Source organism: Aquisediminimonas profunda (assembly GCF_019443285.1).
Classification (GTDB): domain Bacteria; phylum Pseudomonadota; class Alphaproteobacteria; order Sphingomonadales; family Sphingomonadaceae; genus Aquisediminimonas; species Aquisediminimonas profunda.
On sequence record NZ_CP080327.1, the window covers coordinates 3175269 to 3189960 of the forward strand.

Annotated in this window: 14 protein-coding genes; 11 read left to right on the plus strand and 3 right to left on the minus strand. The window is 58.1% G+C overall.

The window, feature by feature from the left end:
• Positions 1-4: 4 nt before the first annotated feature.
• Entirely contained in the window at positions 5-1348 is a 1344-nt protein-coding gene (locus tag K0O24_RS15610; RefSeq protein WP_219893611.1) for an aromatic ring-hydroxylating oxygenase subunit alpha, read from the plus strand.
• An 18-nt stretch (positions 1349-1366) separates the two neighbouring features.
• Here K0O24_RS15610 and K0O24_RS15615 read toward each other — a convergent pair whose 3' ends face one another.
• Positions 1367-2989, minus strand: coding sequence for an FAD-dependent oxidoreductase (locus tag K0O24_RS15615; RefSeq protein WP_281421743.1), 1623 nt, complete (start codon positions 2987-2989; stop codon positions 1367-1369).
• Between the two features lie 100 nt (positions 2990-3089).
• Here K0O24_RS15615 and K0O24_RS15620 point away from each other — a divergent pair, with 100 nt between their 5' ends.
• The gene (locus K0O24_RS15620; protein ID WP_219893613.1) at positions 3090-3866 is read left to right on the plus strand and encodes an SDR family NAD(P)-dependent oxidoreductase; all 777 of its coding nucleotides are present in this window, start codon (positions 3090-3092) and stop codon (positions 3864-3866) included.
• A gap of 10 nt (positions 3867-3876) precedes the next feature.
• On the opposite strand, the gene K0O24_RS15625 is transcribed toward K0O24_RS15620, so the two are convergent.
• Positions 3877-4686 (minus strand): SDR family NAD(P)-dependent oxidoreductase, encoded by an 810-nt coding sequence (locus K0O24_RS15625; protein ID WP_219893614.1) that lies wholly within the window; start codon positions 4684-4686, stop codon positions 3877-3879.
• Positions 4687-4816: 130 nt separating this feature from the next.
• Here K0O24_RS15625 and K0O24_RS15630 point away from each other — a divergent pair, with 130 nt between their 5' ends.
• The gene (locus K0O24_RS15630) at positions 4817-5230 is read left to right on the plus strand and encodes a nuclear transport factor 2 family protein (protein WP_219893615.1); all 414 of its coding nucleotides are present in this window, start codon (positions 4817-4819) and stop codon (positions 5228-5230) included.
• Positions 5231-5572, plus strand: coding sequence for a putative quinol monooxygenase (locus K0O24_RS15635; RefSeq protein ID WP_219893616.1), 342 nt, complete (start codon positions 5231-5233; stop codon positions 5570-5572).
• A 65-nt stretch (positions 5573-5637) separates the two neighbouring features.
• On the opposite strand, the gene K0O24_RS15640 is transcribed toward K0O24_RS15635, so the two are convergent.
• Entirely contained in the window at positions 5638-6639 is a 1002-nt protein-coding gene (locus K0O24_RS15640; RefSeq protein ID WP_246611053.1) for an NADP-dependent oxidoreductase, read from the minus strand.
• Between the two features lie 140 nt (positions 6640-6779).
• Between K0O24_RS15640 and K0O24_RS15645 the strand changes: the two genes are divergently transcribed.
• The 7 genes from K0O24_RS15645 (at position 6780) to K0O24_RS15675 (ending at position 14692) form a co-directional block, all read left to right on the plus strand.
• Entirely contained in the window at positions 6780-8930 is a 2151-nt protein-coding gene (locus K0O24_RS15645; RefSeq protein WP_219893617.1) for a molybdopterin-containing oxidoreductase family protein, read from the plus strand.
• A 12-nt stretch (positions 8931-8942) separates the two neighbouring features.
• Positions 8943-9956, plus strand: coding sequence for an NADP-dependent oxidoreductase (locus tag K0O24_RS15650; protein ID WP_219893618.1), 1014 nt, complete (start codon positions 8943-8945; stop codon positions 9954-9956).
• Positions 9956-10729, plus strand: a complete 774-nt coding sequence (locus K0O24_RS15655) for a ThuA domain-containing protein (RefSeq protein ID WP_219893619.1) — start codon at positions 9956-9958, stop codon at positions 10727-10729. The genes K0O24_RS15650 and K0O24_RS15655 overlap by 1 nt, the downstream gene beginning before the upstream one ends.
• A 99-nt stretch (positions 10730-10828) precedes the next feature.
• Positions 10829-12064: a cytochrome P450 gene (locus K0O24_RS15660; protein WP_219893620.1), complete on the plus strand. Its 1236-nt coding sequence runs from the start codon at positions 10829-10831 to the stop codon at positions 12062-12064.
• On the plus strand, positions 12061-13149 hold the full coding sequence (locus K0O24_RS15665; protein WP_219893621.1) for an acyl-CoA dehydrogenase family protein: 1089 nt from the start codon (positions 12061-12063) through the stop codon (positions 13147-13149). Before K0O24_RS15660 ends, K0O24_RS15665 begins: the two co-directional genes overlap by 4 nt.
• A complete protein-coding gene (locus K0O24_RS15670; protein ID WP_219893622.1) occupies positions 13146-13550 on the plus strand; it encodes a Zn-ribbon domain-containing OB-fold protein in 405 nt (134 codons plus the stop codon). Before K0O24_RS15665 ends, K0O24_RS15670 begins: the two co-directional genes overlap by 4 nt.
• On the plus strand, positions 13547-14692 hold the full coding sequence (locus K0O24_RS15675; RefSeq protein WP_219893623.1) for a thiolase family protein: 1146 nt from the start codon (positions 13547-13549) through the stop codon (positions 14690-14692). Before K0O24_RS15670 ends, K0O24_RS15675 begins: the two co-directional genes overlap by 4 nt.

A 14692-nucleotide genomic window follows, 5' to 3' on the forward strand; every position in this document is an offset into this window, starting at 1 on the left:
AACAATGGCAACTCTGCTCGACACTCCCAAAGGTCCCGCCCGGATCGACATGGCCAAACAGGCCGAACCCAAATTGTCGAACCGCCCCATTTCTGGCGAACGCTATTGGTCGCAAGACTTCATGGCAGCGGAATGGGATGCCATCTGGACGCGGGCCTGGCTGATCGGCGGGCTGGAAGAACAGATACCCGAAGCCGGAGACTATTTCACTTACGAGATTGGACGGGAGTCGATTCTGGTCACGCGTGGCGAGGACGGGTTGGTTCGCGCCTTTTATAACGTCTGCCCGCATCGCGGTAACCGGCTGGTCGAAGCTGAGCAGGGTCATTCCAAGAACATAGCCTGTGCCTATCACGGCTGGCGCTTCGCGCCTGAGGGCAATCTCAAGTTTGTTCCCTGCCCCGAAGATTTTGCGGGCGGGTCCCCCTGCGGCAGGGTGACTCTCAAACCCGTGCGGTGTGAGACTTTTGCCGGCTTTGTCTGGGTCAATATGGACCCTGACGCAACGACGCTGGCGGAACATCTGGGCCCGGTGATGCCGCAGATTGAATGCTATCAGATGGAAAAGATGCGCCGGACGCATTGGGTCACACTTGACGGTGATTTCAACTGGAAGATCGTGCAGGACAATTTCAACGAGAGTTATCACCTGCCCTTTGTCCATCCCCAGACGCGCTACGTGATGGAGCAGAGTTACAAGGAATGTCAGTTCGACCTGTATGAACCTTATGGGCATGCCCGCATGTTCATGCCGGGATCCCGCCCGTCGCGTGCGCTTGCGGGCCACACGGATACTGTCCTGGCGATGATGGACCGCGAACTGCGCTATTGGGGACTTGATCCCAAGGACTTCGAGCAGGATCCGCTGTCAATCCGGGCCGCCTTGCAAAAGGCCAAGCGCGCAAATGGTGCCGCCAAGGGCTATGACTATACGCGTTTTCACGACGACCAGTTGACCGACCATTATCATTTCACCGTCTTCCCGAACATCAGCTTCAGCCTGAAACCCGATGGCTGCATCTGGCTGCGGGCAGATCCGCATCCGACCGATCCGGAACGCTGCGTGTTCGACATGTGGTATTTCACCTGGTTCCCTGATGGCCAGAACGAATATTTCAGCTATTCCATGGGCGAAATGGTGGACCAGTCCAAGCCGGTCGAACACAAACGTGGGGCAGTCGGCGAACTGAGTTGCGGTCCGGGAATTGATCAGGATGTTTCCATCTGGTCAAACCAGCAAAAGGGCTTGCGCTCGCGTGGTTATGACGGCGGCGTCCTTGCAGGACAGGAGGATCGCGTGCGCTTCTTCCATGATACGATCGACCGCTGGATTCAGGCCGCGCGCTAGAAAGCTGAATGCCGATCCCTAGATATTGTCGCGGCGGGCCGCGCTTTGCCCGGCGATGTAGCCAAAGGTCAGGGCCGGCCCAAGCGTGCCTCCGGCTCCGGCATAAACACCTCCCGTTGGGCAAGCGATGACGTTTCCGGCGCCATAGAGCCCGGCAATTGGCCGACCGTCATGCCCGAGGATCCGGGCAAAACCATCCGTCTTCGGGCCGCCATTCGTGCCCAGCATGCCCATGTGGACCTCAACGGCAAAATAGGGCGCGACTTCGATCGTCCCGAGCGTCACAGCCGTCCCCTCTCGAGAACGGTCGCCATAGAAATGGTCGTAAGCACTCGTCCCACGGTGGAAGTCCGGATCGCTGCCGGCTCTGGCGTGACTGTTGAACCGCTCGACGGTCGCGCCTAGCGCATCGCCATCGATCCCGATGCGGGCCGCGAGCGCCTCAAGCGTCGGCGCTTCAATGACCCAATCGGGCAGCGGGTCTTTCGGCATGACCATCTCGATCGGGTAGCGAGCACGATATTGCGCATCGAAGATCAGCCAGGCGGGCTGGTTCAGATAGTCATAGCTTTGGGGATCAAAGGTATGAAAGGCACCGGCGAGTGCAGAATAGTTTGCGGCCTCGTTGCAAAAGCGCCTGGCAGACCGATTGACCATGATGGAATGTGGCACCGTCCGTTCGATCAGCATCGGTGAGGCACGCTGCTCTCCCCCGGCCCAGCGGCTGCCGCTTGGCGCCAGCGTCGGGGCCCACCAGGCGCTCGTCATGTTGCCAAGGCTCGCCCCTGCCGACATGGCCAGCGCAAGCCCTTCGCCGCGTGCAGTCGGGGGAGATGCGGGGTGGTTCGCCGGACCCCGCAAAAAGCCCTGCCGCAGATCCTTGTCCCATTCAAAGCCGCCGGTCGCCAGCACCACGCCGCGCGCCGCTTGCACTTCGAAGGCATGCCCGTCCTTCAGGGCGCGAATGCCGCAAATGCGACCGTCCTCGACGATGAGCGATTTGGTCTCCACGCCCAGCTCTGGCACGATCTTGCGATCCAGACATGCCTTGAGCAGCCGGGCCACCATGGCCTGGCCGAACCCACGTTCATTGTGCGCCATGCGCCGACCGATTTCCTCTGGCGCGACGACGCCCGACCCTCCGCCCAGCGGCGTTTCGCGAAGCATCATCGGCTTGGGCTCTTCGATCGCGAAAATCCGGCCAGCCCAATCACCCAGATCATCGAGTGAATAGAGATCGTGATCGAGCGCGCGACCGCCCTCCGGCTTGGCGCCTGGCCGATCCAGATAATAGTCCGGATAGCCGGCAAGCAGGGCAACCTTGAGCGCCCCGATCGCTTCAAGAAACGCCAATGCTTCCGGGCCCGTATCCACAAAGGCCTCGATCAGGTCATCGCGCAAGTCTCCGTGGTCAAGGGCCCGAAAATAGGAGAGCGCTTCCTCCCGGCTGTCAGCCAGGCCTGCGGCGCGCATGCGCGGATTGTCTGCCACCCAGATTACACCGCCGGAAACAGCGGAAGTTCCTCCAACTCGATCAAACCGCTCGATCAGACGAACATGCGCACCTGCTTCATGGGCCGCCAATGCCGCAGTCATTCCCGCGGCACCGCTGCCAAGCACAATTATATCGCAATCACTCATGATCCGCTTTGGACCGCTGATACTGCGCGACAACAACCCTTTATTTTGATGAGGTGCGGCGCGCGCAATCCGGCGCTACGTGTCAATCAGGGAGAATGACATGAAACTCGAAGGCAAGATTGCAGCAATCACCGGCGGCACTGCCGGACTGGGACGCGGAATTGCGGAAGCATTCCTGGCCGAAGGCGCGAGCGTCGCACTGATGGCGCGAAACACGGAGAAGGGCCAACGTGTTCTCGACGAACTTGGCGTTGGCGATCGCGCGATCTTCATTGCTGGCGATGCGATGGAACAGGGCGACATCGAGGGATTCATCGACCAGACGGTCACGCATTTCGGTGCGATCGATATTCTCGTCAACAATGCGGGCGGAGCCGGCGATCTGCAGCCCATGGTCAACCTGTCTGACGAGGCCTTTGACCAGGCAATGAAATGGAACGTCTACTCCACCTTCTGGGCGACGCGCCGCGCTTTGCGTCCAATGTTGGAACGCAAGAGTGGTCGGATCATCAACATCTCCTCAATGGAAGGCAAGCATGGCAAGCCGATATTCACGGCCTATACCGCAGCCAAACATGCCATCAACGGCATGACAAAGTCGCTGGCGCGCGAAGTCGGTGCTGATGGAATCACCGTCAATGCAATCTGCCCGGGTATGGTCATAACGGATATCATCCGCGAAAACGGCCCGCTCGTTGCCAAGACCATGGGCATGGAGCTTGACGAAATGATCAATCTCTTTGCGCAGGAATCCGCAATCAAACGACCCAATACCGTAGAAGAAGTCGCTGCAGTTGCGCTGCTCCTTGCCTCCCACGAAGGCGGCGGCATCACAGGAGCGATGATCAGCGTCGACGGGGGAACAGCTCAGTATTGAGCTGCCCCGATCAGCCTTTGGCAGCAGCCATTGCAGCTCCAACGGAGCGTTCGATGTCCACAGCCTGCGGATTTCCGCGCAAGGTCAGGCCGCCATTTGGCTGGATGTTCTGACCTGTAACAAACGCTTCATCACTGCAAAGCCATAGGCAAGCTGCAGCAACGTCGTCCGACGTGTTGAGCCTGCCCAATGGATATTTCGGCAGGAATGCATCGACCAGTCCCGGCACGGCAAAAGACTGCGCGGTCATTGGCGATTCGGTAAAGGCAGGCGAAACAGTGTTCGCGCGAATGCCATACTGGCCATAATCATTGGCCACACAGCGGATCAGTGCCTCCGCCCCTGTCTTGGTGCCGATATAAGCTGCATGGTTGTTGATCAGGGCCTTGGTCGTCGCCGAAGAAAGTGAAATGAGTGATCCGCCCTGAGGCTTTTGGGCAATCATCTGCTCAACGAACGCTTGCAGGAAGTGGTGGACGCCCTTGAACTGCAGGTCGACGATTTGATCAAGCTGCTCTTCAGTGGTGTCAATAAGGCTCGCCAGAAGCCCCCATCCTGTCGCATTGATTGCAGCATCGACACGCCCCATTTTCGAAGCCGCAGTCTCTGCCAGGGCCCGAACCTGCGCCCGATCGGAGATGTCGCACAGAGCCCAGTGGCCACCCAATTCTTTTGCCAGTTCCTCGAGCGGACCAGCCTTGCGACCGGCAACCAGCACTTCTGCACCCTCTCTTGCGAAAAGCCGGGCGATTGTCTGGCCCATATTGTCCTTGCCTGCGGCACCCAAGATGACTGCCTTTTTTCCTGCCAAACGTGCCACAGCCAAAATCTCCCTATCCAGTTTAGAATGTCAGTGTAGCAGCCTGAATCGCATCGCGCCCTTCCCAAAAATAACCATTGTAGCGCAGGCGTGCTCGCAGCGATAAGCGATCCAGAAACGGGAGACAGTGATGTTCATTGGGCCTTTGGAGGATCGCGTGGCGATCCAGGAACTTAACGGTACTTATGCGGACGGCGTTGTCCGGATCGATGCAGACACATGGGCCAGCGTATGGGCTGAAGACGCTCACTGGAGCCTGATGGGCATGGAAGTCGAGGGCCGCACGGCGATCGTCGAACTTTGGAAGGGCGCAATGAGCGGACTTACTGCCGTGAGCTTTCATTGCATTCCATGCATGATCGAAATCGACGGCGATCGTGCGAAGGCGCGTGTCCAGACGCAGGAATTCATGTTGACGAAGGAAGGCAAGACGCGCGCGGTTGGCGGGCTCTATGAAGACGAGTTGGTCAAATCAGGCGGCCGTTGGCTTTTCACACGCCGCATTTTCCGCATCGTCGCCGAATATAATCCGCAGGAGGGATAAATGGCCAAAATCGTAATTTCCGCTCAGATAGATCTCGAACCGGCTCAGCGCGATGACGCGCTGCGTTCCGCGCAGCCATGGATTGACGGTGCTTTGTCACAGCCTGGCTGCATCCATTATGACTGGAGCGCCGATCTCAACAATCCTTCGCGCGTCAATGTGTTCGAAGAATGGGAAAGCGAGGACGCACTGGCTGCGCACTTTGCTGGCCCGCAATATGCCGGCATGCTTGCCCATATCGGGCGTTCAGGCCTGACCAATGCTGTCAGCAAGAAATATCGCGTCGATGCCGAAGGGCCGGTTTATGGAGCAGAGGGCAAGCCGACCGAAAAATTTGGATAGACTAAGTCAGCACTTGGGAGCGCGACGGCCAATGCAAGACGTCGCGCTCCTGAAGCTCGCGTCCATTAAATCTGCAGCAACTGCTTCCCGCGGTTGTCTCCGGTGAAGAGCCGCTTGAGCGTGGTGGGCGCATTTTCGAAACCGTGCTGGATGTCTTCGCGATAAGCGAGATGGCCGTCCCTCACAAAGCCTTCCAAACGCTTGCGGATGGCAGGAAACTCGGGGGCCCAGTCGAGCACAATGAACCCGGCCATGCTTGCACGCCGGAAGACCAGGTTGAAATAATTCTGCGGCCCGGCCGGGAGGCTGCCCGTTTCGTAACGGCTGATTCCCCCGCATATGACAACACGAGCACCTGTCGCAATCTGCGCAAGCATGTCATTCAGGATCGCACCGCCGACATTGTCGAAAATGACATCGACGCCATTCGGGCAATGCTCTTTGATTTGCCGGCGGACATCGCCCGCCTTGTAATCGATCGCGGCGTCATATCCGGCCTCTTCAACAAGCCATTTGCACTTGTCAGCACCACCGGCAATGCCAACGGCGCGGCATCCGGCAATCTTCGCCAGCTGGCCTACAATCGATCCGGTCGCACCGGCCGCACCGGACACGAGAACGGTGTCACCCGCAACGGGCTTGCCGACCTTGAACAATCCGCAATAGGCCGTGACCCCAGTTGTCCCCAACACAGAAAGCACGGCAGTCGGGGAAAGGTCGGTTTCAATCCTGGTCAGCTCGGCGCCATCACTGACAAGGTGATCGGTCCAGCCTGTTGTTCCGAAAACCAGATCACCCTTCGAAAAGCGGCCGCCGTTGCTTTCAAGGACTTCGCAAATCCCCGAGCCGCGCATGACATCGCCAATCGCCATCGGCGCAACATAATCGGCGATATTCTCCATCCAGCCTTTCTGAGCCGGATCGAAACCAAGCCAACGGGTCTTCAGCAGCATTTCGCCCGGACCGGGATCGCGCAATTCAGTTTCGACCAGCTTGAAATCACTATCCAGAATGCCGCGGCCCCTCGGGTGTCCATTCAGCAACCACTGTCGCGCTACGATCGTCACATGCCTTCTCCAAAATACCGATGTCAAAGAATCTCAGTGAAGCCGCTATGCACAGGCGGGGTGGGCGCACGCTACAGCCAAAATTGCCAGTCGCGTGGCCAGTTCGGGCCGCTAGTATCACAGTGAGAGGAGTTGCACCCATGGGCATACAGACACACAAAACCTTCTGCCGATTTTGCCACGCCAATTGCGCGATGCTGGTCGATATCGAGGATGGCAAAGTAGCGGCTGTCCGGGGTGATCCCGACGATCCGGAGTATGGCGGATATACCTGCATGAAGGGACGCGAACTGCCCGATTCGCACAATGCAGAGCACCGCTTGCATCATTCGCTTGTCCGCGGCAGCGACGGTCAATTCAAGGAAACGCCGATGGAACAGGCGCTTGCGCATGTTTCGTCAGAGCTTCGGCGCATCATCGACAAATATGGGCCCGATAGCGTTGCTGTCTTCATGGGCTCCGGCGGGTATCAGAACAGCGCGGCTTGGGTCGCCTCATACAGCTTTGCCCAGGCGATCGGCACGAAGCACTTCTTCACTTCAGTCACGCTCGATCAGCCCGCGAAGGTCTTTACCACCGCACGCTATGGTAAGTGGGAAGGCGGCGTAAACAATTTTTCGGATGCGGACGTCGCCTTGTTCATTGGCAACAACCCCATCGTCTCTCACTATTCGCCGGTTGGCGGCGTGCCGCCATTCAGCCCGTCCAAGCGCATACGCGAACGCAAGAAGGAAGGTCTGAAGCTGATTGTGGCCGATCCCCGTCTTGCGGAGGTTGGTCTTTTGGCTGACATCTATTTGCCGGTGAAGCCAGGCGAAGACCCGGCACTGCTTGCGGGTATGCTCAATGTGATCATCAATGAAGGCCTTTACGATCGTAACTTTGTTGCGGCGCATGTCGACGGCTTTGAAGAATTGAGCGCAGCCGTGGCAAAGTTCCCGCCAGAAGTGGCCGCAGAACGTGCAGGCGTCGACAAAGACGAGCTGGTGCGCGCTGCGCGGATGTTTGCCAGCGGTTCGAAGGGCTGCGCGGTTACGGGAACTGGTCCGGAAATGGCGGGCAATGGCACGCTCACCGAATATCTCGCCACGTGCATGAACACGATTTGCGCACGCTTTATCCAGGAAGGTGAAAAGGCCAGTGCGCCACGCGTCTTCACCTCGCCGCGGGCTCCGACGCGTGCCCAGGTCGCGGCCCCTGTAGAATTGTTCGGTGCCCCTGGCATGGCGAAAAGTCGTTTTCGCGGCCTTGGCCAGCTCGGCCTCGAGATGCCTTGCAACGTAATGGCCGACGAAATCCTGACGCCGGGCGAAGGCCAGATCAGGGCACTCATCTCGGTCGGCGGCAATCCTGAGGTTGGTTTTCCCAACCAACTCAAGATGCGCCGGGCGCTGGACGACCTCGAACTGTTTGTACAGGTCGATCCTTGGATGAGCGCAAGCGCGAAGCGTGCTGATGTAGTGCTCGCACCGAAACAATGCCTGGAACGTGAAGACATCACCAATCTTTCCGAATGGTGGCATGAGCGGGCCTATGCACGGTACACCGAAGCACTCGCCAAGGCGCCGGGCGATGTGATCGACGAATATGAGATGTTCTGGCACTTGGCCAAGAACCTGGGGTTGCAAATTACCCTTGCTGGAGGACCGTTGCCTATGGATGGAGATTCGCCTCCCCCCAAGGAAGTGTTTCTCGATCTCATGACAGCGGGCTGCCTTGTGCCACCCAGTCAGGTTCGCAAGGATGCGGCCAAGGCCGGTGGCGCAGCTGTGATTTATGACGAATTGCATCCGTTGGTTGAAGCTGGCGATCCCGCCGAGCAAAATCGGTTCAACCTCGCCGCCGGGGCCATGCCCAGAGAGCTAGAGAAATATGGTGCTGATGCGGCCCGTCGCGCCGGTTTCGATTTCCGGCTCATCTCGCGCCGGTCGAAAGCGCGGTTCAATTCGATCGGGCAACCGCTCAAGAACCTCGGACGGAAAGTCACGACCAACCCGGCCTACATGCACCCCGATCATCTTGCAGAGCGCGGATTGAAGGATGGCGACATCATCGAAATCACTTCGGCCCATGCCTCCATCCATGGGGTCGTGAAAGGCAGCGACCGCGTCCGGAGAGGTCTGATATCAATGGCGCACGCCTTTGGTGACAGTGAGGCAGGCAAACACAATGTTCGCGAGGTAGGAGGGTCAACCAATCGCCTGACGAGCGATGAAGTCGATTTCGATCCGATCACTGGGCAAGCCCTGCAGAGCGCAATTCCTGTGAAAATTTCCGCTGCAAATTCCTGAAGGAAAAACAGAATGACAGATAATCGCCGGTTTCTCCTCCGCCGTCGTCCGCAAGGAGAACCAGTGGCGCAGGACTTTGAACTGGTTACCGAGCCCAAGCCGTCAATTGCGGATGGACAGTTTCTCATTCGCAACCACTATGCTTCGCTCGACCCTGCAATGCGCGGCTGGATGGACGACGCGGATAGCTATATGCCGCCGATTCCGCTGGGCGCGCCTGTGCGGGCCAGCACGATTGGCGTTGTCGAGGAGAGCCGGGCGGAAGGTTTCGTTCCCGGTCAATGGGTCATGGGGCTCCATGCCATCGAAGACTATTCCGTTTCCGCTGCCGGCGGTTTTACGCAACCGATCGATCCCGCAATCGTGCCCAGTGTGACCAACTATCTCTCTCTTTTCGGTGCAGTGGGAATGACAGCCTATTTCGGCTTGCTCGAAGTGTGCGAGCCGAAGGCCGGTGAGACTGTTCTTGTTTCCGGCGCGGCGGGGGCCGTGGGTTCAATCGTGGGGCAGCTTGCCAAGATCCAGGGCTGTCGGGTGGTCGGTATCGCAGGCGGTGCCGAAAAATGCGCACGCTTGGTGGACCGTTACGGCTTTGACGCAGCCATCGATTATCGGGGAAAGGACGAGGCAGCCCTTGTCGCTGCGATCGCCAAGGAAGCACCCAATGGTGTCGATGTGATTTTTGAGAATGTCGGTGGGATTGTCCTCGATGCCGGGTTGATGAACCTCAACATGCACGCTCGCGTTGGACTATGTGGCCTGATCAGTGAGTATAATTCGCCTGAACCGGTGGGCGCGCGCAATCTGTGGAGACTGATCGTCAAACGCGCGTCCATTCGCGGCTTGCTCGTCGCTGATTATGTTGCGCGTTTTGGCGAAGGCGCGGCAAAAATGGGTGAATGGGCAGCACAGGGCCGTATTGTGGTCGACGAGCACATTGACGATGGCATTGAGCATGCATTTGATGCATTCATGCGCCTGTTCAGCGGAACCAATCAAGGCAAGATGATCCTGAGGATCGCCTGATGCCTCGAGACTTACTCGTGCTGTCGGGAGGGCATCCCTATGACGAAGATGCTTTTGCCGATTTGCTCGGGAGCTTGACGGATTGGACTGTAACGCATCTGATCCACCCCGAAGCTGAGCGGATGGTTGCGGAGGGAACCGCGGCCAGCGCTGATGCCATGCTGTTTTATGACATGCCCGGCTATCGCTTCGAAAATGGCATTGTCGATGTGCAGCCACCCAGCGACGCGTTCAAGCGCGCCATGATCGACCGCTTTGAGAAGGGTCGCGGGGCAGTTGCCATGCATCATGCGATTGCCGGATGGGCTCTCTGGCCCGAATGGTCCGAGATTATTGGCGGCCGTTTCCTTTATCAGCCAGGAGAAGTTCGAGGTCGACCAGTGCCGGACTCCGGGTACCGGCACGATGTAACCTATCGCGCCACAGTCATCGCCAGCCATCCAATTACAGAAGGCCTGCCTCCAGACTTTGAAATGACGGACGAACTCTATCTCGCCCAGATCTTTGAGGATTCAATCTTTCCATTGATCAGGGCAGAGCATGATTTCCTCGCAGGCAATTTCTACTCTGCCGCTGCAGCGGTGGCTGGCCGGATGTTCGACAATAAGGGCTGGGACCATCCGACCGGCAGCAATTGCGTTGCCTGGACCAAGCCGGCCCGCAACGCCGACCTGGCCTATCTGCAATTCGGCGACGGGCCCGAAACCTATGCCAATCCAAACGTCCGGAGACTGATTTCAAACGCGCTCGGCTTTGTTGCGCGATCGGACTGAATTCCGGCAAAAACCGCAGCCTAACATTTTCATGCATCGCTTGCGGCACGTTGGACTGACTAAAGGGAATCTTGAGTAACTGCATTTCGGAGTCATTGCATGGGCCACTACAGCAAGATGTTCTCGCATGAGACGCTGGTCGACCCTTTCGACTTTTATCGCGAAGTCCACGGTGAAGGGACGAAGGTCGCGCACATACCTGAAATGAACACGTTTATCGTGTTCAGTTATGACCTTTGTGCCGAGGCAACAGGCCGCCCCGAGGTCTTTTCGAATGATTTCGGTTCGTTGATGGCCAAACAGGATCCGGAGATTGATGCCATCCTTGCGGAAGGTTGGGACAATCCTCCAACGCTTCTCACCGCCGATCACCCTGTCCATACGCGCAATCGCAAACTGGTGAACCTCGCATTCTCGGCTCCGCGGGTGAATGCAATCGAGGCAGACATGCGTGCAAAGTCGATCGAGCTGATCGAGTCCATGGCTGACAAGGGCGAATGCGAGTTTGTGGAGGCATTTGCGATTCCGCTGCCGGTGGCGATGATTGCCCAGCAGATCGGCCTCGACAACGATCCGAAGCAGGTCAAATACTGGTCGGATTGTGCTGTCGACCGGTTCAGCCAAATGATTGACCGTGAGCGTGAGATCGAATGTGCGCGAAGCTTTATCGAATATCAGAAATACATGAAGGGCAAGATCGACGATCGCCGGGCAAATGGCGGTGACGATCTGCTCACTGATCTGGTCGAGGCGCGGATCGAGGGAGAAACGCCACTGACCGATGAGGAAATCATGTCGATCATGCAGCAATTCATGGTCGCGGGGAACGAAACGACGACCTCTACTCTGGCGGGAGGCTTGCTGCAGTTGATCCGCAACCCCGACCAAATGGCCAAGGCAAAGGCAGCGGCCGGGGGGCGCGATCCCAAATTGATGCTCAATCTGGTCGAGGAAGCACTGCGCTACGAAACGCCAAGCGCGGGCATGTGGCGCGTCGTAAAAGAGGATGCAGAACTCGGCGGGGTCAAGATACCCAAGGGGGCGACAGTGCAATTGCGCTACGCCGCTGCCAACAGGGATCCCGCCAAATTCCCCGATCCTGACAAATTCGACATTGAGAGATCCAATGCCAAGACACATTTGGCTTTCGGGCGCGGCCCGCACATGTGTGTCGGCAACATGCTCAGCCGCAAGGAATTGTTTGTCGCCTTTGACGAACTGCTCAATCGGCTGGATCATTTCGCAATCTCTGACGAATCGGGCATAAGGGTCCTCCCGAATATTCTCTTGCGCGGGGTGACGCGCTTGCCGATCACCTTCCGGAGGGCAGGATGAATTTCGACCTGTCCGAAGAGCAGACGCTGTTCAAGGCAACAGTTGAGCGCTTTTCGGCAAAGATGGACGTGCCAGCGCGGCAACGGCTGAGGAAATCGGACGGTGCGTACGACCGCGAACGCTGGCGGGAGCTTGCAGGATTTGGTCTCATCGCACTTTGCGCAGATGAAGACGATGGCGGCATCGGCGGGTCCTCGATGGATCTCGCCATTGTTGCGGAATCGCTTGGTCACGGCCTGGCACCGGACCCCTGGATCGAAAATGCGGTACTTCCACTGCGCCTGCTCACCGCAGCGGGGGCAACGGCCGGTATTGCACCCTTAATTGACGGCGACCGTATCGTGGCTGCGGCACTGGCTGAGCGACGTGGCCGATACAATCTTCAGCCACAAACCACGAAAGTTACTGTTCATGGTGGACGTCAAACCCTCCGCGGCGAAAAGACGTTTGTCTTGGGTGGCGCAATAGCGGATGATTTTCTGGTTTCCGCGACGAGGGATGGCACCCTCGTCCTCTGCCTCGTTTCCGGAGACAGTACGGGCGTCGACAGACACATATATCGGCTCGTTGATGGCAGTCTGGCCTGCGAACTGCGCCTCAACGACGTGGAATTGTCCGCAGACGCTGTCTTTGTTCTTGAACAGAACGCGTTGACGGGCATCGTGGCAGACGTACGGTTGATTGCGGCCGGCGAATTGCTGGGGCTAGCGCAGCGCCTGTTCGATGACACGCTGGATTACGTGAAGCAGAGGGAGCAATTCGGGGTTTCCATCGGTACATTTCAGGCAATCCAGCACCGTCTCGTCGATTGTTATGCGCAGCTCGAGCAAGCGCGATCGATGCTCTATCGGGCCGCCATGCAGGATCGCAGCGATGGAACGAGCTGGCACCGCAGTGCCGCCGGGGCGAAGGCCTTCATCGGGGAGCAGGCCGGCTTTATCGCGCGCGAAGCCGTCCAGCTTCACGGCGGGATGGGAATAACAGATGAATTGTCGATTGGTCACGGTTTGAAGCGCGTGATGCTGCTCAACGCGTTTCTGGGCGACAGCGACACCACATTAACGGATTACGCGGAGGCCGCATGAGCAGTCTGACACCAATTGCAAAGAATCTCTGGACGGAAGAGGCCGAGCCGCACCTGATTGGCGGACGCCTGCCTTCGGGCGAAATTGTCTTTCCGATGCCGGAAGGGGATGCTGCGGCTGGTGTCGAACCCTATCCTTTGTTGAGGAAGGGAACATTATGGTCCTTCACGAGCCAGGAGTTCCGTCCAAAGTCGCCCTATGAAGGACCCGGCGAAGGGCCGCACGACTTCAAACCCTACTTGCTCGGCTATATTGAGCTGCCGGGCGAAGTCATCGTTGAAAGCCTTATTGTCGACGCGGCCATTGGAGACCTGAAACTCGGGATGCCGATGGAGTTCGTGATCGTCCCCTTTAATGCTGTCCATACCACTTTTGCATTCCGTCCGGAGAAGCAATCATGAGCGACGTCTATATCATTGGTGCGGGTATTCATCCCTTCGGCCGGACAGCAGGTCGATCGGGTCGCGAACAGGGCGTTTTCGCTGTAAGACAGGCACTTGCCGATGCTGGGCTGGAGTGGAGCGATATCGGCTGCGCCTATGGCGGTTCGGCATCATCCGGCGCAGCTGATATCATGGTCAATGAACTGGGTCTGACGAGTCTGCCCTTCGTAAATGTTGCCAACGGCTGTGCGACGGGGGGAAGCTCTCTTGCCTCTGCAAAATACGCCGTCGCATCCGGGGCGTTCGATCTCGCGCTGGCAACCGGGTTCGACAAGCATGATCGCGGCGCTTTTAATGCTGACCCGGCAAGTTATGGATTGCCAGCCTGGTATGGGCAAACCGGCATGATGCTGACGACGCAATTCTTTGCGCTCAAGATTCAGCGTTACATGCAAAAATACGGCATCAGCCGCAAAACACTTGGCCTTGTGGCGGAAAAGGCCTTCCGTAATGGCGCAAAGACTGATCATGCATGGCGCCGCACTGAAGTGGACCTGGATACGATCCTCAATGCTCCGATGATCAATGATCCGCTGACAAAATTCATGTTCTGCTCGCCTGCTGAAGGCGGCGTGGCCCTGATCCTCGCGAGCGAGCGCAAGATGCGCGAACTGGGAGCAGATGGCGTCAAGATCGCGAATATCTCGGTTCGCAGCCGTCCACCGCACAGCTTTGAAGTATTCCAGGCCGGAATCAGCGTAACTGAGGGCGGGAAGCCAACCGAGCTGGCATCAAAGGCCGCATTCGAAGGGGCCGGGATTGGTCCCGAGGATGTCGATGTTGCGCAGCTGCAAGACACCGAGAGCGGCGCCGAAATTATGCATATGGCGGAAAATGGCTTTTGTGCAGATGGTGACCAGGAACAATGGCTTGCTGAAGGTCGAACGGAGATTGGCGGGCGGCTGCCCGTCAATACCGACGGTGGTTGCCTTGCCTGCGGTGAACCCATTGGAGCATCGGGTCTTCGCCAGGTCTATGAGAATGTGCAGCAACTGCGCGGCCGTGGCGGGGCTCGGCAAGTGCCGGGCAACCCAAAGATCGGTTACAGCCATGTGTATGGGGCGCCGGGGCTTTCCGCTGTCGCGATCCTGGAACGCTAG